The organism is Sphingomonas sp. AC449 (genome assembly GCF_979253475.1).
The window spans coordinates 23,222-44,611 of sequence record NZ_CEEDCZ010000012.1 but is presented as its reverse complement, the minus strand read 5'-3'; the positions used below and the strand labels follow the sequence as shown (position 1 = coordinate 44,611).

20 protein-coding genes are annotated in these 21,390 nt (G+C 69.2%); 11 read left to right on the top strand and 9 right to left on the bottom strand.

Annotated features, from left to right (window positions below):
* Nucleotides 1–113: 113 nt before the first annotated feature.
* From AC0CH3_RS15930 to AC0CH3_RS15895, 8 genes are all read left to right on the top strand, one after another.
* Nucleotides 114–2,597, top strand: a complete 2,484-nt coding sequence (locus AC0CH3_RS15930) for a circularly permuted type 2 ATP-grasp protein (RefSeq protein ID WP_354304091.1) — start codon at nt 114–116, stop codon at nt 2,595–2,597.
* Nucleotides 2,598–2,640: 43 nt separating this feature from the next.
* Nucleotides 2,641–3,534 carry a transglutaminase family protein gene (locus tag AC0CH3_RS15925; protein WP_354303604.1) on the top strand — a complete coding sequence of 298 codons (894 nt, stop codon included), beginning with the start codon at nt 2,641–2,643 and terminating at the stop codon, nt 3,532–3,534.
* A gap of 89 nt (nt 3,535–3,623) precedes the next feature.
* On the top strand, nt 3,624–4,553 hold the full coding sequence (locus AC0CH3_RS15920) for a DnaJ C-terminal domain-containing protein (RefSeq protein WP_354303603.1): 930 nt from the start codon (nt 3,624–3,626) through the stop codon (nt 4,551–4,553).
* A 7-nt stretch (nt 4,554–4,560) separates the two neighbouring features.
* Nucleotides 4,561–5,526, top strand: coding sequence for a YihY/virulence factor BrkB family protein (locus AC0CH3_RS15915; protein WP_235532235.1), 966 nt, complete (start codon nt 4,561–4,563; stop codon nt 5,524–5,526).
* A complete protein-coding gene (fabI, locus tag AC0CH3_RS15910) occupies nt 5,523–6,326 on the top strand; it encodes an enoyl-ACP reductase FabI (protein WP_107930438.1) in 804 nt (267 codons plus the stop codon). Before AC0CH3_RS15915 ends, fabI begins: the two co-directional genes overlap by 4 nt.
* Nucleotides 6,327–6,404: 78 nt before the next feature.
* Nucleotides 6,405–6,821 (top strand): endonuclease domain-containing protein, encoded by a 417-nt coding sequence (locus tag AC0CH3_RS15905; protein WP_354303601.1) that lies wholly within the window; start codon nt 6,405–6,407, stop codon nt 6,819–6,821.
* The gene (aroC, locus tag AC0CH3_RS15900) at nt 6,818–7,885 is read left to right on the top strand and encodes a chorismate synthase (RefSeq protein ID WP_354303600.1); all 1,068 of its coding nucleotides are present in this window, start codon (nt 6,818–6,820) and stop codon (nt 7,883–7,885) included. The genes AC0CH3_RS15905 and aroC overlap by 4 nt, the downstream gene beginning before the upstream one ends.
* 60 nt (nt 7,886–7,945) lie before the next feature.
* The gene (locus tag AC0CH3_RS15895; protein ID WP_354303598.1) at nt 7,946–8,332 is read left to right on the top strand and encodes a hypothetical protein; all 387 of its coding nucleotides are present in this window, start codon (nt 7,946–7,948) and stop codon (nt 8,330–8,332) included.
* Nucleotides 8,333–8,423: 91 nt separating this feature from the next.
* On the opposite strand, the gene AC0CH3_RS15890 is transcribed toward AC0CH3_RS15895, so the two are convergent.
* The 5 genes from AC0CH3_RS15890 to AC0CH3_RS15870 form a co-directional block, all read right to left on the bottom strand.
* Complete coding sequence (locus AC0CH3_RS15890) at nt 8,424–9,713, bottom strand: adenylosuccinate synthase (protein WP_056017358.1); 1,290 nt, start codon at nt 9,711–9,713, stop codon at nt 8,424–8,426.
* A gap of 30 nt (nt 9,714–9,743) precedes the next feature.
* Nucleotides 9,744–10,844 (bottom strand): ATP phosphoribosyltransferase regulatory subunit, encoded by a 1,101-nt coding sequence (locus AC0CH3_RS15885; RefSeq protein WP_354303596.1) that lies wholly within the window; start codon nt 10,842–10,844, stop codon nt 9,744–9,746.
* Nucleotides 10,841–11,197 carry an endonuclease domain-containing protein gene (locus AC0CH3_RS15880; protein WP_354303594.1) on the bottom strand — a complete coding sequence of 119 codons (357 nt, stop codon included), beginning with the start codon at nt 11,195–11,197 and terminating at the stop codon, nt 10,841–10,843. Before AC0CH3_RS15880 ends, AC0CH3_RS15885 begins: the two co-directional genes overlap by 4 nt.
* A 247-nt stretch (nt 11,198–11,444) precedes the next feature.
* The gene (gene serA, locus AC0CH3_RS15875; protein ID WP_354303592.1) at nt 11,445–13,022 is read right to left on the bottom strand and encodes a phosphoglycerate dehydrogenase; all 1,578 of its coding nucleotides are present in this window, start codon (nt 13,020–13,022) and stop codon (nt 11,445–11,447) included.
* A 126-nt stretch (nt 13,023–13,148) separates the two neighbouring features.
* Nucleotides 13,149–14,303, bottom strand: a complete 1,155-nt coding sequence (locus AC0CH3_RS15870; protein ID WP_465238054.1) for a phosphoserine transaminase — start codon at nt 14,301–14,303, stop codon at nt 13,149–13,151.
* 233 nt (nt 14,304–14,536) lie between these two features.
* Here AC0CH3_RS15870 and AC0CH3_RS15865 point away from each other — a divergent pair, with 233 nt between their 5' ends.
* Both AC0CH3_RS15865 and AC0CH3_RS15860 read left to right on the top strand, forming a co-directional pair.
* Entirely contained in the window at nt 14,537–15,190 is a 654-nt protein-coding gene (locus AC0CH3_RS15865) for an extensin family protein (RefSeq protein WP_354301268.1), read from the top strand.
* 46 nt (nt 15,191–15,236) lie between these two features.
* Nucleotides 15,237–16,121 (top strand): LOG family protein, encoded by an 885-nt coding sequence (locus AC0CH3_RS15860; protein WP_056017374.1) that lies wholly within the window; start codon nt 15,237–15,239, stop codon nt 16,119–16,121.
* A 121-nt stretch (nt 16,122–16,242) separates the two neighbouring features.
* On the opposite strand, the gene AC0CH3_RS15855 is transcribed toward AC0CH3_RS15860, so the two are convergent.
* On the bottom strand, nt 16,243–16,947 hold the full coding sequence (locus AC0CH3_RS15855; RefSeq protein ID WP_056017376.1) for a c-type cytochrome: 705 nt from the start codon (nt 16,945–16,947) through the stop codon (nt 16,243–16,245).
* A 128-nt stretch (nt 16,948–17,075) separates the two neighbouring features.
* On the opposite strand from AC0CH3_RS15855, the gene AC0CH3_RS15850 reads away from it, so the two are divergent.
* Nucleotides 17,076–17,978, top strand: a complete 903-nt coding sequence (locus AC0CH3_RS15850; RefSeq protein ID WP_354301266.1) for a prephenate dehydratase — start codon at nt 17,076–17,078, stop codon at nt 17,976–17,978.
* A gap of 44 nt (nt 17,979–18,022) precedes the next feature.
* Here AC0CH3_RS15850 and nudC read toward each other — a convergent pair whose 3' ends face one another.
* Genes nudC through AC0CH3_RS15835 form a run of 3 tightly spaced genes read right to left on the bottom strand, consistent with a single transcriptional unit; the run spans nt 18,023 to nt 21,386 of the window.
* Nucleotides 18,023–18,916, bottom strand: a complete 894-nt coding sequence (gene nudC / locus AC0CH3_RS15845; protein ID WP_354301264.1) for an NAD(+) diphosphatase — start codon at nt 18,914–18,916, stop codon at nt 18,023–18,025.
* Entirely contained in the window at nt 18,913–20,343 is a 1,431-nt protein-coding gene (locus AC0CH3_RS15840) for a serine hydrolase domain-containing protein (protein WP_465238053.1), read from the bottom strand. The genes nudC and AC0CH3_RS15840 overlap by 4 nt, the downstream gene beginning before the upstream one ends.
* Nucleotides 20,344–20,354: 11 nt before the next feature.
* A complete protein-coding gene (locus AC0CH3_RS15835) occupies nt 20,355–21,386 on the bottom strand; it encodes an A/G-specific adenine glycosylase (RefSeq protein ID WP_457325096.1) in 1,032 nt (343 codons plus the stop codon).
* Nucleotides 21,387–21,390: the final 4 nt, after the last annotated feature.

Here is a 21,390-nt window from a genome sequence, read left to right as displayed (position 1 = left end):
GCCGCCGCTCGCGGTTTCGGTACGACGCGGGGCGGACGGGACAATTTATGTTGCACCGCCGCGTCGAAAGGTGAAACACCGCCGCCACTGATCGGGGACTTGAGGCATTGGAAATAGCGACGCAATCCGCGCCCCTGTTCGACGCGATGGTCCATGCCGACCGCTGGATCACCGACTATTGCGCGCGCAGCACCAGCGCCGACGTGCTGTGTCCCGACGCCGATGGCAGCATCGACCCCGCCTGGCCGGCGATGTTCGCCGAACTCGCCGCGGTCGCGTCGGATGATCTCGGCCATGTCCGCGAACGCGTCCAGCGGCATGCCGCCGACATCGGCACGGGGTTTCGCATCGCCGACGAACCCGACGAGCGCCCCTGGCCGGTGTCGCCCGTCCCGCTGCTGATCGAGGCGGGGGAATGGGCGGGCATCGCGCGCGGCGTCGTCCAGCGCGCGACGCTGATGGAACACGTCATCGCCGACCTCTACGGCGAAGGCCGGATCGTCGCGGACGGCCATATTCCCGCCGCGCTCGTCACCGGCAGCCCGTTCTTCCTGCGTCCGATGGTCGGGCTGCCGCCGCCCGGCGGACGGCATCTCGATTTCATCGCGATCGATCTCGGTCGCGGCCCGACGGGCGAATGGCGCGTGCTCGCCGACCACCTGCGCGCACCCGCGGGGGCGGGCTATGCGCTGGAGAACCGCCTCGCGGTCAGCCGGACGCTCGGCGGGTTGCAGGCGCGTCTGAACGTGCAGCGTCATGCGCCGTTCTTCGCTGCGTTCCGTGCCGGCCTCGCGGCGATGTGCAAGCGCACCGACCCGCGGATCGGGCTGCTCACGCCGGGCCGCTTCAACCCGAGCTATCCCGAACAGGCGCATCTCGCGCGCTATCTCGGGCTGCTGCTCGTCGAGGGCGCCGATCTCGCCGCGCTCGAGGACAAGGTCTATGTCCGCACGATCGGTGGCCTCAAGCGGATCGACGCGCTGTGGCGACGGCTCGATCCGCGGCTGCTCGATCCGCTCGCGTTCGACACGCATTCGCAGATCGGCGTCCCCGGGCTGATCGACGCCTATGCCGCGGGCAATGTCGTGCTGTCGAACGCCCCCGGGTCCGCGGTGCTCGAGGCGCCGGCCTTCGCCGCGTTCCTGCCGCAGCTCGCGCGGTCGCTGCTCGGCGAAGACCTGCTGCTCCCCAACATCGCGACCTGGTGGTGCGGGCAGGACGGTGCACGCAACCGGGTCGAGGCGGATCTCGACGCGCTGCTGATCGGCCCCGCCTTCCACGCGCCCCCGCTCGGTCTGCCCGATGGCCCGACCGCGGGCGCCGACATCACCGGCGATGCGCGCACCGCGCTGCTCGCGGACATCGCGCGCCGGCCGCAGGATTATGTCGGGCAGGAGATCGTCCGGCTGTCGACGATGCCCGTCGTCGTCGGCGATGCGCTCGTCCCGCGCCCGTTCACGCTGCGCGTCTTTGCGGCCCGCGGCGGCGATGGCGAATGGACCGTCCTGCCCGGCGGCTTCGCGCGGATCGGCGAGCATCCCGACGCCCGCGCCGCCGTGATGGGCGAAGGCATCTGGTCCGCCGACGTCTGCGTCTATGGCGCCGATCCGGTCGCCCCCGACTCGCTGTTGACCGCACCCGACTCGCTCCACGTCCGCCGCAACCCGGGGACGTTGCCAAGCCGCGTCGCGGACAATTTCTACTGGCTGGGTCGCTATCTCGAGCGCGGCGAGGCGCTGCTCGGCGCGATCCGCGTGATGCTGGGCAACTCGATCGACGTCGATGGCGGCGCGGTGCTCTCGCCGCAGACCGTCGGCAAGCTCGTCGGGCTCGTCGTCGGCAGCGGTGCCGCGCCGCATCCCCCGTCGCTGCGCCGCGCCGACCTGACGCAGTTCGCGCGGACCGCGATGGAGGATGACGCATGGCAGTCGATCGCGACGATCAACCGCCATGCGCGCGACATCGGCGAGGGGTCGCGCGACCGGCTGTCCGCGGACATGGTCCGCCTGCTCGAGGCGCCCTTCCCGTCGCATCGCGGGATGCTCGACCGCGCCGGGTCGCTTCAGCGCCGCTACGCCGCGATCGCCGGGCTGTCGGCCGAGCATATGGGTCGCACCGCGGCGTGGCGGTTCCACGATCTCGGTCGCCGCATCGAGCGCGCGATGGCGATGGCGCGCGCGATCCGGCTGTTCGGGATGCCCGGCGCCTCGCCCGACGACCTGTCCGTGCTGCTCGACCTCGCCGACAGCCAGATCACCTATCGTCAGCGTTACCCGACCGGCATCGCCCGCGTCCCCGTCATCGACCTCGTCGCGCTCGATCCGGGCAATCCGCGCAGCCTCGCCTTCTCCGCCGAACGCATCGCCGCGCGCCTCGCCGAGCTGCCGGTGCTGAGCGACGACGAAATGGCCGAGCCGCAACAGGCGCAGGCGATCGCGCTCCAGGCGATCGTCGTCACCGCGGCCGCGGCCGATCTCGATGCCGACACGCTGGGCGACATCGAACGCCGTCTGGGCGGCGTGTCGGACGCGCTCGCCCGCCGCTATTTCCTGCAGGGCGCCGAGCCGTTGCGCACCAGCGGGCTGACGCTGGCATGAGCCGGCGCGGCGGGCTGACCCGCTCCCCCGGACCTGGCACCCGATGATCTACGATATCCGTCACGTCACGACGTTCGACTATGGCGCGAGCGTCAAGTTCGCGCGCTGCAACCTGCGTCTCAAGCCGATCGACTGGCCCGGCCAGACGCTCGAGACCTACACGCTGTCGGTGCATCCCGGCGGCCGCACGAGCGCGGCGCGCGCCGAGGCGGGGCTCGCCAACGTCACGCGGCTCGTCGTGGACAGCCCCGTCCGGCATCTCACGATCGAGAGCCGGTCGCGCATGACCGTCGACCGGCTCGTCCCCATGCCCGGCGCGGACGATCCGACGCTTGCCGACATCGCCGCGATGGCGCGCGCGAGCACCGATCTGTCCGCCGCCAGCCCGGCCAATTATATCTACCCCTCGCCGCTCATCCCGCTCGACCAGTCGATCGCCGACTATTGCGCCGCCGATCTCGACCCCGCGCGCGGCGCGCTGGACGCAGGGATCGCGCTCGCGCGGCGGATCCAGCGCGAATTTGTCTTCGATGCCGACGCAACGCTGGTCGACACACCCCCGCACGAGGCGTTCCGGCACCGCAAGGGCGTCTGCCAGGATTTCGCGCAGATCATGATCACCGGCCTGCGCGCCGCGGGCCTGCCCGCGGCCTATGCGTCGGGCTATATCCGCACGATTCCCCCCGCGGGCCAGCCGCGTCTGGTCGGCGCCGACGCGACGCATGCCTGGGTCCTGCTCTGGTGCGGACCGCGGCATGGCTGGATCGGCCTCGATCCGACCAACGGCATCTGGATGGCGAGCGATCACATCGTCATGGCGGTCGGCCGCGACTATGCCGAGATCGCGCCCGTCGACGGCGTCGTGCTCGGATCGGGCGCGCAGAACATGGACGTCAGCGTCGACGTCGCCCCGCTCGACGAGACGGCGCGGCGCTGACGCGGTCTTTGCTGCCAAACCGGCGGGCGGGAATTGCGCTGGAGGCCGCATCGCCCCACATAGATGCGCAAGTAAGACTGGGGACGTAAGTGGCCGATCCGTACAAGACCTTGGGCGTTGCCCGCGATGCAACCGAAGCCGACATCAAGAAGGCGTATCGCAAGCTTGCCAAGGAACTGCATCCCGACCGCAACAAGGACAATCCCAAGGCGTCCGAACGCTTCAGCCAGGTCACCAACGCCTATGACCTGCTGAACGACAAGGACAAGCGCGCGCGCTTCGATCGCGGCGAGATCGACGGCGACGGCAACCCGGCCGCGCCGTTCGGCTTTGGCGGCGGCGGCGGTGGCCGTGCGCAGCCCGGCGGCGGCTTCCGCAGCGAGGGGTATGAAACCGGCGGCCCCGACATGAGCGATATTTTCGAGGGGCTGTTCGGCGGCGCGCAGCGGGGCGGCGGCGGCTTTTCGAGCGGTTTTGGCCGGCGGGCACAGCCCAAGGGCGAGAACGTCGCCTATCGCCTGCAGGTCCCGTTCGTCGAGGCAGCGACGCTCGAGCCGCAGCGCGTGACGCTCGCCGACGGCAAGACGCTCGATCTCAAGCTTCCCGCCGGCGTCGAGACCGGCACGCAGATGAAGCTGGGCGGCAAGGGTGAACCCGGTCCGGGCGGCGCGGGCGACGCGATCCTGACGATCGACGTCCAGCCGCACCGGTTCTTCACGCGCGACGGCGACGATGTCCGCATCGACCTGCCGATCAGCCTCGCCGAGGCGGTACTGGGCGGATCGATCAAGGCGCCGACCGTCGACAAGCCCGTCATGCTGACGATCCCCAAGGGGACGACGTCGGGCAAGACGTTGCGCCTCAAGGGCAAGGGCTTTCACAAGAAGGGCGGCGGGCGCGGCGATCAGCTCGTCACGCTGATGATCGACATTCCGGCGAACGATGCGGCGCTCGCGACGTTCGTCGAAGGATGGAAGGATCACGGCGCGGGGAACCCACGGGGGGCCATGGGCGTCTGAACGCCTTGTGAATGATAGCAATCTTACGCCCGAAGCGCGCGCCCACGATCACCGGGGTGCGCGCACCAGGCTTACGCGCGGCATAGCGAAGGTCCGTCCGGGCAGCACGGCGTTCGAAGTCGTCAAGCGCGCCGCGGTGGGCGTCTTCAACGACGGCTTCATCCATGCCGGCAACCTCGCCTATCTCGCGCTGATGACGGTATTCCCGTTCTTCATCGTGGCCGCCGCGATCCTGTCGCTGTTCGGGCAGAGCGTCGAGACGATCCGCGCGGTCGAATCCTTCCTCAACGTCCTGCCGCCCAACGTGTCCGATCTGTTGCGCAAGCCGATCGCCGACGTGCTCGCGGCGCGCACCGGATCGCTGCTCTGGCTCGGCGCGCTGGTCGGGCTGTGGACCGTCGGCAGCTTCGTCGAGACGATCCGAGACATCTTCCACCGCGCCTACGGAATCAAGGCGACCGCGCCGTTCTGGAAATCGCGGCTCGGCTCGTCCGCGGTGATCGTCGGATCGGTGATCATGGCGCTGCTTTCGTTCCTCGTGCAGGGCATCCTCACCGCCGCCGAGCAGTTCATCTACCGCCTCGTCCCCTTTGCGCAGGACGCCGCGGGCTGGGTCGGGCTGTCGCGGCTGATCCCCGCGCTGCTGATGTTCGGCGCGCTGTATCTGCTGTTCTATTCGGTCACGCCGTCGCGCTACCGTTACTCCAAATGCCGCAAATGGCCCGGCGCGGCGTTTACTGCGGCATGGTGGATCAGCGCGACCGCGTTGCTGCCGATCGTGCTGTCGAGTCTGGGCGGCTACGACCTGACCTATGGCAGCCTTGCGGGTGTCGTCATCATGCTGCTGTTCTTCTACGTGATCGGGCTAGGGCTGGTGTTCGGCGCACATTTGAACGCAGCACTGGCGGAACCACCCGAAACCACGCTAGAGCAGCCGGCTAAGACGGTGCAGGTGGAGGCGACGACGGCGTGAACGGTTTGATGGCGGGCAAGCGTGGATTGATCATGGGCTTGGCGAACGACAAGTCGCTGGCCTGGGGGATCGCCAAGAAGCTGTCCGAAGCGGGCGCCGAACTCGCGTTCAGCTATCAGGGCGAGACGATGGAGAAGCGCGTCCGCCCGCTTGCCGAGCAACTCGGCGTCGCGCGGTTGTTCGACTGCGACGTGTCCGACATGGGCGCGCTCGACGCCACCTTCGCCAAGCTGGCCGAGGAATGGCCGACGATCGATTTCGTCGTCCACGCGATCGGCTTTTCGGACAAGAACGAGCTGCGCGGGCGGTTCGTCGACACCAGCCTCGACAATTTCCTGATGACGATGAACATCAGCGTCTATTCGTTCGTCGCGGTCGCGCAGCGTGCGGCCAAGATGATGAACCCCGGCGGGTCGATGCTGACGCTCAGCTATTACGGCGCCGAGAAGGTCATCCCGCATTACAACGTCATGGGCGTGGCCAAGGCCGCGCTCGAGACGAGCGTGCAGTATCTCGCGGTCGACCTCGGCCGCGACAATATCCGCGTCAACGCGATCTCGGCCGGCCCGATCAAGACGCTCGCCGCGAGCGGGATCGGCGACTTCCGCCTGATCCTGAAATGGAACGAGCTGAACTCGCCGCTGAAGCGCAACGTGACGATCGACGATGTCGGCGGCGCGGGGCTGTACCTGCTCAGCGACCTGGCATCGGGCGTCACGGGCGAAACGCACCATGTCGACGCCGGCTACAACGTGATCGGCATGAAAGCCGAAGACGCCCCCGACATCGCCTTGGTCTAAATCGAAGGCAGCATCGACCACCCCCTCTCCCTTCAGGGGAGAGGGAGGGGCCCGTGCGAAGCATGGGAGGGTGAGGGGATGAAACGGCCACCCGGCATCGCCGCGCGAGACCGTCTACGCGATGCCCGCAAAGCGCCCACCGAACCCGAGCATCGCCTCTGGCAGATTCTCCGCAACCGCCAGCTGGCCGGTCTGAAATTCCGTCGCCAGGTCTGGCTCGGCCCCTATATCGTCGATTTCCTCTGCGCCCAGACCGCGCTCGTCGTCGAAATCGACGGCGACACACACGCCGCGCCAGATGCGCAGGCCTATGACAAACGCCGAACCACGTTATTAGAAGCCGAAGGCTATCGGATATGCCGGTTCGGGAATGACGACGTAATGACGAATATCGATGGTGTGGCAGCGGCGATCGTCGCTTGCGCCAACGCCCCCTCACCCTCCCACCGCGTTGCGGCGGGCCCCTCCCTCTCCCCCAGGGGGAGAGGGCTTTGAGCGTCAACACCTTCGGGCGGATGTTCCGCTTCACCACCTGGGGCGAATCGCACGGCCCGGCACTCGGCGCGGTCGTCGACGGCTGCCCCCCCGGCATCCCCCTCACCGAAGCCGACATCCAGCCCTGGCTCGACAAGCGCCGCCCCGGCACCTCGCGCTTCACCACGCAGCGGCGCGAGCCCGATACCGTCCGGATCCTCTCGGGCGTGTTCGACGGCCGCACCACGGGCACGCCGATCAGCCTGATGATCGAGAATGTCGACCAGCGCTCGAAGGACTATTCGGACGTCGCCAAGGCCTATCGCCCCGGCCATGCCGACTATGCCTATGACGCCAAATACGGGTTTCGCGATTATCGTGGCGGCGGCCGGTCGTCGGCGCGCGAGACCGCGGCGCGCGTCGCCGCCGGCGCGATCGCGCGGCTCGTCGTGCCGCAGGTCCGCATCCGCGCCTGGGTCGAGGCGATCGGCGGCGACGCGATCGACACCGCCAATTTCGACGACGCGCAGATCGACCAGAACCCGTTCTTCTGCCCCGATGCCGAGGCCGCGCTGCGTTGGGAAGCGCTGGTCGACGCCGCGCGCAAATCCGGCTCGTCGCTCGGCGCGGTGATCGCGTGCGAGGCGACCGGCGTTCCCGCGGGCTGGGGCGCGCCGCTCTATGCCAAGCTCGATTCCGAACTCGCCGCGGCCTGCATGAGCATCAACGCGGTCAAGGGGATCGAGATCGGCGACGGGTTCGCCGCCGCCGCGCTGTCGGGCGAGGCGAATGCCGATCCGATGCGCCCCGGCGTCGACGGCCCCGAATTCCTCGCCAACCACGCCGGCGGGATCGCGGGCGGGATCGCCACCGGCCAGCCGATCCGGTTGCGCGTCGCGTTCAAGCCGACCAGCTCGATCCTCACCCCCGTCGAGACAATCAGCCCGACCGGCGAGGCCGCCACGATCGCCACCAAGGGCCGCCACGACCCCTGCGTCGGTATCCGCGGGGTGCCGGTCGTCGAGGCGATGGTCGCGCTTGTAATAGCGGACCAGGCGTTGCTCCACCGGGGTCAGTGCGGCTAGACGACGGAACGTGTTGCTCTCGTCACCCGTTATAAAGGTACAAGATCTAGGAGAGACACGATGCGTATTCTGATGACGGCAACCGCCGCTGCCCTGCTGATCACCGGCGCGGCGACCGCACAGACGACCGCGCCCGGCCAGTCGGGCACCATGGGTGGCCAGTCGGGCACGATGGGCGGCCAAGCGATGCCCGGTCAGCCGATGCCAGGCCAGCCCATGCCGGGTCAGTCGATGCCGGGCGACTCGACGGTCCAGACCGACTCGATGGATCCGTCGACGACCGCACCGGCCAACCCGAACGATCGCCAGAAGAAGGCCCGTCGCGGCGGCGCACAGTCGACGATGCCCGGTTCGAGCACGACCGGCCCGACGATGCCGAACGCGCCCTCGTCGCCCGCAGCAGGCGGCATGGCGCCAGCACCCGGAATGACGCCGACCCCGAACTGATCGGTTCGTCGTCAGCTAAATAAGAAACGGGCGGGGATTTCCCCGCCCGTTTTTTTGTGCCCGCCGTCGTCGGCAGGCCGTCAGCGACGGATCAGTCCGAGAACGGATCGCGGACGAGGATCGTGTCCGCCCGCTCCGGGCTGGTCGAGACCAGCGCGACCGGGCAGCGGATCAGCTCTTCGATCCGCCGGATATACTTGATCGCCTGCGCCGGCAGATCGGCCCAGCTGCGCGCACCCGCCGTCGTTTCCTGCCAGCCTTCCATCGTCTCGTAGACCGGCTCGACCAGCGCCTGGTCGGCCGCATGCGCCGGGAAGTAATCGAGAGTCTCGCCGCGCAGACGATAGCCGGTGCAGATCGACACCGTCTCGAACCCGTCGAGCACGTCGATCTTGGTCAGCGCGATCCCGGTGATGCCGCCGACCGCCGCCGACTGGCGCACCAGCACCGCATCGAACCAGCCGCACCGACGCTTGCGCCCCGTGACCGTCCCGAACTCATGCCCGCGCACGCCGAGCCGCTCGCCCGTCTCGTTCTCGAGCTCGGTCGGGAACGGCCCCGATCCGACGCGCGTCGTATACGCCTTGGCGATCCCCAGCACGAAACCGACTGCGCTTGGCCCCAGGCCCGAACCGCCCGCCGCAGCGCCCGCGATCGTGTTCGACGAGGTCACGAACGGATAGGTGCCGTGATCGACGTCGAGCAGCACGCCCTGCGCGCCCTCGAACAGGATCCGCTTGCCCGCCGACCGTGCGGCGTTGAGATCGCGCCACACGGGCTTTGCGAACGGCAGCACGAAGCCGGCGATCTCGCGCAGCTCGGCGATCAGCGCCGCGCGGTCGATCGGCGGCTCGCCGAAGCCTGCACGCAGCGCGTCGTGATGCGCGGTCAGACGGTCGAGCTGCGGCCCCAGATCGTCGAGATGCGCCAGATCGCACACGCGGATCGCACGGCGACCGACCTTGTCCTCGTATGCCGGGCCGATGCCGCGACGCGTCGTGCCGATCTTGCCCGCGCCGCTCGCATCCTCGCGCAGACCGTCGAGATCGCGGTGGAACGGCAGGATCAGCGCGCAGGTATCGGCGATGCGCAGCGTCTCGGGCGTCGCGACGACGCCCTGCGCGCCGAGCCGCGCGATCTCGTCCTTGAGCGCCCAGGGATCGAGCACCACGCCATTGCCGATGAACGACGGCGTGCCGCGCACGATGCCCGACGGCAGCAGCGACAGCTTGTACACGTTCTCGCCGACGACCAAGGTGTGGCCGGCGTTATGGCCGCCCTGGAACCGCACGACCATGTCGGCGCGCTCGGCGAGCCAGTCGACGATCTTGCCCTTGCCTTCGTCGCCCCATTGCGCGCCGATGACTGCTACGTTGGCCAAACTCTATCTCCTGAGGATTACCCGCAGCGCCTACAGCGCGCGGGGGCCGCCCGCTACCCATAGATGCGTGCAGACCTGTGCTTCGGGGGTATCGCCCGCCTCGAGCGCGGCGACGGTGACCCAGCCCTGCGCGCGCATCGCCGCGCCTTCGCTGGCGGGCGTGCCGAACGGCAGGAACAGCCGGCGGCGATCGACGCTCGCGGTGCGCCCGACCAGCGCATCGGCATAGAGCGAGAAGCCGGTCGCGGCCTCCTCCGCGCCCGTCTCGTGGACGATCGTGTACGTCCCGCCCCGCCCGACTTCGCGCGTGCTGCCATCGGCGAACAGCGAGAAGCCGAGCCAGCTCTGATATTCGAACCCGTGCCGCTCGGTCGGATCGAGCGTCAGCGCGACGCGCCCGTCGATCGCCTCGGCGATTCGCGACAAGGCGTCGAGCCGCGAGGCGAGCGCGCCGCTCGTGTCGAACGCACGCAACCGCTCCATCGCCTGCGCGAACGGCCCGGCGGCCTCGATCAGCGGGAGATAGGCGGGCGCGAGCGCGGCAACCGCACCGGCATCCTTCGCATCGAGCCGGTCGCGCAGCGTCGCGACCTGCTCGGGCGTGACCGGCAGCGGCCCGGCGGCGAGCGTCGGCACCAGATCGGGCAGCGTGAAGTCGATCGACGCGCCGCTGACATCCGCCGCCGCGATCATGTCGACCGCGACCGCGACGAGTTCCTGCGCCGCGGCGACCGAATCGAGCCCGATCAGCTCGCAGCCGATCTGCCGCGTCTCGCGCGCCGGCGCGAGCTGCGACGCGCGCAGTTTGAGCACCGATCCGGCATAGCTGAGCCGCACCGGCCGCGGGTGATGCCCCATGCGGGTGGCAGCGATCCGCGCGACCTGCGCGGTGATGTCGGGGCGGATCGCGAGCGTGCGCTGCGACACCGGATCGACGAACCGCACCGCGTCGTGCAGCCCGCCGGCCTTCAGCCGCATCTCGAGCCCGTCGGCGAATTCGGCAAGCGGCGGATCGACGCGCTCGTATCCGTGGAGGCGCGCAGCCTCGAGTACACGGGCTTCCAGTGCCGCCGCCGAATCGGCAAACGGGGGGAGGCGATCTCGGAAACCTTCGGGGAGGAGTGCGGTCACTGCGCGGACTCCCTGCCAAGCGCTGCCGAAATGACCCGCCACACCCCGTCCATCCCGGACATGATGTCGGCATTGCTGAACCGTATCACGCGATATCCCTGTCGTTCGAGCCAATCCGTTCGGCTGTCGTCGCGCGCTTGGTCACTATGCGTATCGCCGTCAACCTCGATGACGAGTTTCGCCTCGCGCGCGGCGAAGTCGGCGATGTAGGGGCCGATGACGAACTGACGGGTGAATTTAACGCCGCCGATCTGCCGCCCGCGAAGATGCCGCCACAACATTGCCTCGGCCGGCGTAGGCTCACACCGCATCCGCTTCGCACGATCCAGCAGAACGTCGTCGATCCTGGCCACCGCTCCCTCTCCCCCTCGGGGAGAGGGCCGGGGTGAGGGGCGCCGCGAGCGCTACCCTCCCCAACGACCCCTCACCCAACCCTCTCCCCGGAGGGGAGAGGGCTAGAAGGTACCACGACTAACCGCCCCGGTCAGCCACTGCTCCCTCTCCCCCTCGGGGAGAGGGCCGGGGTGAGGGGCGCCGCAAGCGCTGCCCTTCCCGACGGCCCCTCACCCAACCCTCTCCCCAAGGGGAGAGGGAGTCTGGTTAGAAGTTCAGACCCATCGCGGTCTTCACCCCCGGCAGCGCGCGGACCTTGGTCAGCAGTTCCGGCGTCACCGCCTCGTCGACCGACAGCAGCAGCACCGCCTCGCCGCCCGCCTGGCGGCGGCCGAGATGGAACGTGCCGATATTGACCCCCGCCTCGCCGAGCGCCGTCCCGAGACGCCCGATGAACCCCGGCGCATCCTCGTTGACGACATAGAGCATCGGCCCCGCCAGATCCGCCTCGATCTTGATCCCGAGCAGCTCGACCAGACGCGGCGCCGAATCGCCGAACAGCGTGCCCGCGACCGAGCGCTCGCCATCCTCGGTCTTGACCGACACGCGCAGCAGCGTGTGGTAATCCGCCTCGCGCTCGGTCCGCACCTCGCGCACCTCGAGCCCGCGCTCGCGCGCCAGCACGGGGGCGTTGACCATGTTGACGGTCGCGGTCTGCGTCTGGAGATACCCCGCCAGCACCGCGCTGACGATCGGCTTGGCGTTCAGATCCGCCGCCGCGCCCTCGGTGTGCACCGAGATCCGCGACACCGCGCCGTGCGTCAGCTGGCCGACGAGCGAGCCGAGCTTCTCCGCCAGCGCCATGTACGGCTTGAGCTTCGGCGCCTCCTCGGCCGACAGCGACGGCATGTTGAGCGCGTTGGTGACGCCGCCCGACATCAGGAAATCGGCCATCTGCTCGGCGACCTGGATCGCGACATTGACCTGCGCCTCGGTCGTCGACGCGCCGAGATGCGGCGTGCTGATGAAGTTGGGCGTGTTGAACAGCGGCGAGGCCTTGGCGGGCTCCTCGACGAACACGTCGAGCGCGGCGCCGCCGACCTGGCCCGAATCGAGCGCCGCCTTCAGCGCAACCTCGTCGATCAGCCCGCCGCGTGCGCAGTTGATGATCCGCACGCCCTTCTTGGTCTTGGCGAGCGCCTCGGCCGAGAGGATGTTGCGCGTCTGGTCGGTCAGCGGCGTGTGCAGCGTGATGAAGTCGGCGCGCGCGAGCAGCTCGTCGAGCGTGACCTTCTCGACACCGATCTCGATCGCGCGCTCGGGCGTCAGGAACGGATCGAACGCGACGACCTTCATCTTGAGCCCGCGCGCACGGTCGGCGACGATCGAGCCGATATTGCCCGCACCGATCAGGCCCAGGGTCTTCGACGTCAGCTCGACACCCATGAAGCGGTTCTTCTCCCACTTGCCCGCCTGCGTCGAGGCGTCGGCCTCGGGCAGCTGGCGCGCGAGTGCGAACATCAGCGCGATCGCGTGCTCGGCGGTGGTGATCGAGTTGCCGAACGGCGTGTTCATCACGACCACGCCCTTCGCCGATGCGGCGGGGATGTCGACATTGTCGACGCCGATGCCCGCGCGGCCGACGACCTTCAAATTGGTCGCGTGCTCGAGGATCTCCTTGGTGACCTTGGTCGAGCTGCGGATCGCGAGACCGTCATAGTCGCCGATCATCGCCATCAGTTCGGCGGGAGTCTTGCCGGTGATCTCGTCGACCTCGACGCCGCGCTCGCGGAAGATCTGCGCGGCGCGGGGATCCATTTTGTCGGAAATGAGGACTTTTGGCATGGGATTTCCTTCTTCTCCCTCTCCCCTCCGGGGAGAGGGTCGGGGTGAGGGGTGGTACGGGGAGGTGGCGTGCGTGGCAGCCCCTCACCCCAGCCCTCTCCCCGGAGGGGAGAGGGAGCGAGACTATCAGGCGGACTTGGCGGTCGCGTAGGCCCAGTCGAGCCACGGCCCGAGCGCCACGATATCGGCGGTGTCGACGGTCGCGCCGCACCAGATCCGCAGGCCCGGCGGCGCGTCGCGGTAGCCCGCGACATCATACGCAGCGCCCGCCTTCTCGAGCGCGGCGGCCATCGCCTTGATCATCGCCTCGTCGGCACCCTCGACCGTGAGGCACACGCTGGTGCGCGAGCGCGTCGCCGGATCGGCGGCGAGATGGCCGAGCCACTCCCGCTCCGCCACGATCGTGTCCAGTGCCGCGGCATTCGCGTCGGAGCGCGCGATCAGCCCGTCCTCGCCAAGCGACTTCGCCCATTCGAGGCTGAAGATCGCATCCTCGACCGCCAGCATCGACGGGGTGTTGATCGTCTCGCCCTTGAACACGCCCTCGGCGAGCTTGCCCTTCGAGACCAAGCGGAACACCTTCGGCAACGGCCAGGCGGGGGTGTAGCTCTCGAGCCGCTCGACCGCGCGCGGGCCGAGGATCAGCACGCCGTGCGCGCCCTCGCCGCCGAGGACCTTCTGCCACGAGAAGGTCGCCACATCGATCTTGGTCCAGTCGATGTCGTAGGCGAACACGCCCGACGTCGCATCGGCGAACGACAGGCCTTCGCGGTCGTCGGGGATCCAGTCCGCGTTCGGCACGCGCACGCCGCTGGTGGTGCCGTTCCAGGTGAACAGCACGTCGTTCGACCAGTCGACCGAGTCCAGATCGGGCAGCTGGCCGTAATCGGCGCGGATCACGGTCGGGTCGATCTTGAGCTGCTTGACCGCATCGGTCACCCAGCCCTCGCCGAAGCTTTCCCAGGCGAGCGCGGTGACGGGCTTCGCGCCCAGCATCGTCCACATCGCCATCTCGTACGCGCCGGTGTCGGAACCGGGGACGATGCCGATGCGGTGCGTGCTCGGAAGCTTCAACAGCTCGCGCATCAGGTCGATGCTGTACTGGAGGCGGGTCTTGCCGATCTTCGAGCGATGCGAGCGACCGAGCGAATCGGTGGCGAGCTTGTCCGCGGACCAGCCCGGAGGCTTCGCGCAGGGACCACTGGAGAAAAAGGGGCGTGCCGGCTTGGTCGCAGGCAGCGCAGGCGCACCTGTGGCGGTGGCGTAGGTCGTATCAGTCATGTATCTCTCCTCACAGAGAGCACGCGCGGCGTTGGGACCGCGTGGCCCGTTGCCGGCCCTAACGACGTGGCGGTGCGAGTCAACCGTTTCGCATACGCGTGCCCACCCCCCCCCCCGATCCGTCCGCGCCCTGCCGAGCAAGCGCGCATCGCCCCCCACGCGCACGCCTCGACTCGCCGCAACGCCGCCCCGCGCCGCGTGACAAGCAGGTGCCACGCGGGGATGATGGCGCCATGTACCGCGTCCATTACCCTCTCCTGCTCACGATCATGCTCGCCGCCTGCGGGCGCGCCGATCGCCCCGCCGCGCCGCAACAGACCCGCCCCAACCTCTCGGTCCCGAGCAACCGCGAGACCGCGCAGTGCCTCGCCGACCTGCGCCAGCTCCGTGTCTCGTTCCAGCTTCTGCCCGACCGCGAGACCGGCCCCGGCTGCGGCCTGGCGGGCACCGTCAAGCTCGTCGATATCGGCGTCCCCGTCGCCAACCTCACCGCGGTCCGCTGCGGCGCGGCGCGCGCGCTGATCGGCTGGACGCGCAACGCGGTCGCGCCCGCCGCCTATCAGATGCTCGGCAGCGAACTCGCGCGGATCGACAGCATGGGCAGCTATGCCTGCCGCAACGTCGTCGGCTCGGCGCGGAACGTCAGCCGCCGTTCGGGCCACGCGATCGCCAACGCGGTCGATATCGGCGGGTTCGTGCTCAAGGACGGGCGGCGGATCAGCGTCCTCAACGACTGGAGCTCGCCCGATCCGCAGGTGCGGCAGTTCCTCCAGACGATCCGCGCCTCGGCGTGCAAGCGGTTCGGCACCGTGCTCAGCCCCGACTATAACGCCGCGCATCGCAATCACCTTCATCTCGAGGACGATCGCGCGAATTTCTGCCGCTAGTACACCGGTCTAGCCCTGCACGCGGCTTTCGACTAAATCCGCCGAAATGACAGATACCCGCATTCCCTCACGCGTTTTCGCGAACGCCAGCCAAGATGCTGAAACCGCCCGCGACATCACGTCCACGCCGCAGACGCAGCATCCGCACTACCGCCTCGCCTTCCAGGACATGGACTTCCTGCTCCGCGAGGACCTCCGCCCGGTGCGGTTCCAGCTCGAGCTGCTGAAGACCGAACTGGTGCTCGAGGAAGCGAAGATCGCCTCGACCTTCGTCTTCTACGGCTCGGCGCGCATCCCCGAGCCCGCCAAGGCGCAGGCGCTGCTCGAACTCGCCACCGACGAGAAGTCGAAGAAGATCGCCGAGCGGCTGGTCGAGAAGTCGAAATATTACGACGTCGCGCGCGAGCTCGCGGCCAAGGTCAGCGTCCTGCCCCGCGATGAGCGCGGCTGGCGGCAGTTCGTCGTGTGCTCGGGCGGCGGTCCGTCGATCATGGAGGCGGCGAACCGCGGCGCGACCGATGTCGGCGCCGAATCGATCGGGCTCAACATCGTCCTGCCGCACGAGCAGGCGCCCAACCCCTATGTCACCCCGTCGCTGTCGGTGCAGTTCCACTATTTCGCGCTGCGCAAGATGCACTTCCTGCTCCACGCGCGCGCGCTCGCGGCATTCCCGGGCGGGTTCGGCACGTTCGACGAGCTGTTCGAGCTGCTGACGCTGATCCAGACGGGCAAGATCCAGCCGATCCCCGTGCTGCTGTTCGGGCGCCAGTTCTGGGAGCGCGTGGTGAACTTCGACGCATTGGTCGAGGAAGGCGTGGTCAGCGAGAAGGACCTGTCGATCTTCCGCTATGTCGAGACCGCCGACGAGGCGTGGGACGCCGTCCAGTCCTTCTACCGCGAACGTGCCGCTAACGAGGCAGCAGAAGCCTGATTTTCTACCCCCTCTCCCCTCGGGGGAGAGGGCCGGGGTGAGGGGCCGCCAAACAGCGCAGCGCCTCGGAAAAGCCCCTCACCCCAACCCTCTCCCCACAGGGGAGAGGAAGCAGAGAGGATTACTGTTCCGTCCGCGCACCCTTGCGCGCGGCTTCCGGATCGACCGAGGGCGCACCCGACGCCGCCGTCCCCGTGTTCGCGATATCCGCGGTATCCGCGCCGTTCTCGGCCGCAGCCTCCGCGGCATTCGCGGTGGCGGGCTGATCCGCGCCCTCGGCCGCGGGCGCCCCGGCGGCAGGCGCCGCGGGCAGAGGCAGGTTCGATCCCTGCTGGTTGAGATACAGGATCACGTTCGCGCGGTCCTGCGCGTTGCCGAGACCCGCAAAGGTCATCTTGGTGCCCGCCGCGAACTTGCGCGGGCTGGTCAGCCACGCGTTCATCTTGTCGAAGTCCCAGGTGCCGCCGACGCCCTTCAGCGCGTCGGTAAAGGCAAAGCCGCCCTTGCCCTGGCCGATCCCCTCGCCCATCGTCCCGTACAGGTTCGGGCCGATCCCGTTCGCGCCACCCTGGTTGATCGTGTGGCATGCGGCGCACTTCTTGAAGACCTCGGCGCCCTTGGCGGCATCGGCGGTCGGCAGCAGCGACGCGATCGCCACGTCGGGGGCACCGCCACCCGCGCCCTCCTCGACGACGCCCTCGATCGCATAGCCCATCTTCTCGGGCCGCTCGCCGTGGAACAGCATGCCCCCTACGATCGACAGCCCGAGCGCCGCACCACAACCTGCGAGCACCCAACCGGCGATCGTATTGGTCCTGTCGTCCATAATGCGCATCCGCCCCTGTTAGGTTTGGCACTGCCATAGAAAAGCCTGGCCCTGATCGCAAGCAAACGCTGCCCCAGGGCTTTCGACGCGCTTGCCCGCGCGCGCCGCGCTGGCTACGCGGCGCACCCATGGAAAACTTCGCCGTCCCCGCCCGTCCGATCGTCGCGCGGATGACCGCCGCCGCCGCCGCAGAGCCCGCGCGCGCGGTCGCGTTCCAGGGCGCGCCCGGCGCCAACAGCCATGTCGCCGCGGTCGAGGCGTTCCCCGACGGCCTGCCGCTGCCGTGTTTCGACTTTGCCGATGCGATCGACGCGGTGAAGGACGGCCGCGCCGACTGCGCGATCATCCCGATCGAGAATTCGCTCCACGGCCGCGTCGCCGACATCCATTTCCTGCTCCCCGAATCGGGGCTGGTGATCACCGGCGAGCATTTCCTGCCGATCCGCCACGCGTTGATGGGGATCGGCCCGCGCGACGGCATCCGCCAGGCGATGAGCCATCCGCAGGCACTCGGCCAGTGCCGCCACTGGCTCAAGGCGCACGCGATCGAGCCGGTCAGCTATCCCGACACCGCGGGCGCCGCGGCGAAGGTCGCCGAGCTCGCCGCTCCCGCGATCGCCGCGCTCGCGCCGCCCGCCGCCGCCGCGCTCTACGGGCTCGACCTGCTCGCGACCGACATTGCCGACGCCGACCATAACACGACGCGCTTCGTCACGCTCGCGCGCGGCGGCAAGCCCCCGGCGGCGCAGGACGTCGGCGACGGCGACTGGATGACCACGCTGATCTTCGAGGTCCGCAACGTCCCCGCCGCGCTCTACAAGGCGATGGGCGGCTTCGCGACCAACGGCGTCAACATGACCAAGCTCGAAAGCTATCAGCGCAACGGCAGCTTCGCCGCGACCGAATTCTACGCCGATGTCGTCGGCAAGCCCGGCGACGCCAATCTCGACCATGCGCTCGAGGAGCTCGGCTTCCATTCGAAATGGCTCCGCGTCCTCGGCACCTACCGACAGGCCCGCCCGAGAGGTTAGGCTTTCATCCTCCCCCGCCAGGGGGAGGAAAAGAGCAGCGTCGCCTACCCCTGCGCCCAGACGGTGAGCAGCGTGTGCGCGATCGCATAGGGCGGCGGCGGCAGGAACGGCCCTTCCTCGCCGCGCAGCACCGCGCGCACCATCTCGCGCGGGACCCACATCGCATCCTCGAGCTCGTTCACGTCGAGCGTGATCGCATCGTCCTCGGCCTCCGCGACGCATGCGATCATCAGCGACGACGGGAACGGCCAGGGCTGGCTCGCGACATAGCGGACGCGCCCGACGCGCACGCCCGCTTCCTCGGCGATCTCGCGCGCGACCGCCTCCTCGATCGATTCGCCGGGTTCGAGAAACCCTGCCAGCGCCGAATAGCGTCCCGGCGGCCAGCCCTTGCCACGCCCGAGCAGCGCACGCCCGTCATGCTCGGCGATCATGATCACGACCGGATCGACGCGCGGGAAATGCTCGGCGCCGCATGCCGGGCATTTGCGCGCCCAGCCGCCGCGAAAGACCGCGGTCGCGCTGCCGCATTTCGCGCAAAAGCCATGCCGGACATGCCAGTCGATCACGCTGCGCGCCGCGGCATAGGTCGCGGCCTCGCCCGGCGCGAGGCTGCCCAGTACCGCCATCAGCGCGGGCGACCGCATCGCCGGCGCGGTATCGACGCGCATCCCGGCAAGCAGCGCGGTGAAATGGGGCCGCCCGCTTTCGTCGAGCCCGAGCAGGATCGGCTCGGCATCGTCGGGCAGATGCGCGAGCGACGTCCATTCGAGCCGGCCCTCGTCGGTCACCGCAGGCATCAATCCGTCGAGCACCAGCAGCCGCGCCCGCCAGTCGCCGCGCGCCGCCGCGAGCGCTTCGGCATCGTGACGCAGCGCATCCGCGCGATCGAGGGTCCCGCCGGTGAAACCCGGTATCACGTCACTCACCAGACTCATCGTTGCGTTCCTGCCCTTATTCCAGCGCCCGATCCCGCCGCCCGGTCAGCGGCCGCGGCGCGCACCGCGACATCGCTGAACAATGCTGCGACGACCTCGTTGCGCAGCGGCCATCGCTCGCCGGGAAAATAATTGACCATCACGGTGCCGCGGACGTGCCGCACCGGATCGACCCAGCCGATCGTCCCCGCCGCGCCGCCCCAGCCATAGGTGCCCTTCGACGCGCCGCCCGGCACGTCGGCGATATAGACCGAGCCGCCCGCGCCGAAGCCCATCGCATTGCCCGCCGCGCTTGCGCCGGTGCCGGTGCCGATCCCCCCGAAGCGCACGCCCTTGGGCAACAGGTTCGACATGCCGAGCGCGACCGTCTCGGGCTTCATCACGCGGACGCCGTCGAGCGTGCCGCGGGCGTCGAGCATGTGCAGGAACCGGTCGTAATCGCGCGCCGACATCACCAGCCCCGCACCGCCATAGGGAAAGCTCGGCGCCTGGAGAAATACCGACGTTGCGGCAGGATCGAGCGGCGTGCGCGTGTCGCCGACGAACGCATAGTTGGTGACCAGCCGCTTCACCTGCCCCTGCGGGACCCTGAAGAACGTCGAGGTCATCCTCAGCGGCGTGAACATCCGCGTCTGCAGGAACCGCTCGAACGGCATCCCGCTTGCGACCTCGATCACCCGCCCCATCACGTCGAGCCCGATCGAATAGCTCCACCGGGTCCCCGGCTCGGCGACCAGCGGCAGCGTCGCCGCGCGGTTGGCGAACTCCTCGAGCGAGGTCGGCCGGACCTGCGCCATCTGCGTCTCCATCGCCGCATTGACCGACATCGGCAGGACCCCGCGCCGCTCATATTCCTTGAGCAGCGGCCCCTTCACATTGATGCTGTAGCCAAGCCCCGCGGTATGCGTCAGCAGCATCCGGATCGTGATCGGCGTCGTCGCCGGCCGCGTCGCCAGCGACGTATCGGGGCTCGTCGCGACGGTCATCGTCCTGAACGCGGGGATATATTTGCTCAACGGGTCGTCGAGCCCGAGCTTGCCGTCCTCGACGAGCATCATCGCGGCCATGCCCGTGATCGGCTTGGTCATCGAATAGACGCGCCACAGCGAATCGGCGTCGGCGACGGGCTGGCCCGCCCCGTCCGCGATCGTGCCGCTCGCGGGGAACAAGGTCGGCCGGTCGCCGATCCCGAACGCGCCGACGATCCCGGGCATCTTGCCGTCGCGGACATAGCCGTCGAACAGCCGCTCGACTCTGGGCAGCACCGCGCGCGCAGGGTCGCCGGCGCGTCCGGTCACGGCGACGTCGCTGCGGCTGGCGGTGCGCACGGCCTGCGTCTGGCCCGCCATCCGGGCCTGCCCCGCATACAGCGCGGTCGTTGCCAGCACGGCGAGTCCGCCCGCCGGGATCCAGTGCGAAAGCTTCATTGCCGCCCTCCCTATCGTGTCCGTACCGCCTTGGCGGCCTTCAAGAAAACGGTCGGCAACCCCGCTGTGTCCAGCGCGTCGATGCTCCACCATTCGCCGGGTTGATGCGCCTCGACCTGCGCCACCGCAAGCGCGAGTTCGAGGTCGAAATGCGTGAAGCCGTGCACGACGCGCTGCTCGAGCATCTGCCAGTCCGCCTGCGCCGGCGCCTCGTCAAACCCCGGCGGCGCATCCGCCCAGGGCCCCGTCGGCAGCGCGCGCATCCCGCCGAGCAACCCCGTATCGGGCCGCCGCACCAGCAGCACCTGCCCCGCGCGCTCGAGCCAGAAGATCGTCCCGTAACGCTGCGGCTTGGCCGCCTTCTTCGCCTTGACCGGCAGCCGCTCGGGCGCGCCCTGCGCATAGCCGCCGCAATCGGCGCGCAGCGGGCACAACAGGCATTTCGGGCTGCGCGTCGTGCAGATCGACGAGCCGAGGTCCATCATCGCCTGCGCGAAGTCGCCCGCGCGCGCATCGGGCGTGATCGTGTCCGCGGCCGCGCGGATCGCGGGCCGTGCCGCGGGCAGCGGCGTCTCGATCGCGAACAGCCGTGCGACGACGCGCTCGACATTGGCATCGACCACCACCGCGCGCGCGCCGAACGCGATCGCCGCCACCGCCGCCGCGGTATAGGCGCCGAGCCCGGGCAGCGTGCGCAATTCGGCCTCGGTCTGCGGAAACACGCCGCCATGCTCGGCGACCACCACCTTGGCCGCGGCGACCAGGTTGCGCGCGCGTGCATAATAGCCAAGCCCCGCCCACGCGGCCATCACGTCGGCGTCCTCCGCCGCGGCGAGGCTCGCGAAATCGGGCCAGCGCGCGGTCCAGGCGAGGAACCGCGGCGTGACCGCGGCGACCGTGGTCTGCTGGAGCATCACCTCGGACAGCCACACGCGGTACGGATCGACCGGGTCGCCCGGCTTCGCGCGCCACGGCAGCTCGCGACGATGCCGGTCGTACCAGTCGAGCAGGGCGTCGGCGACGGAAGAGCGCTTGGCGTTCACGCGC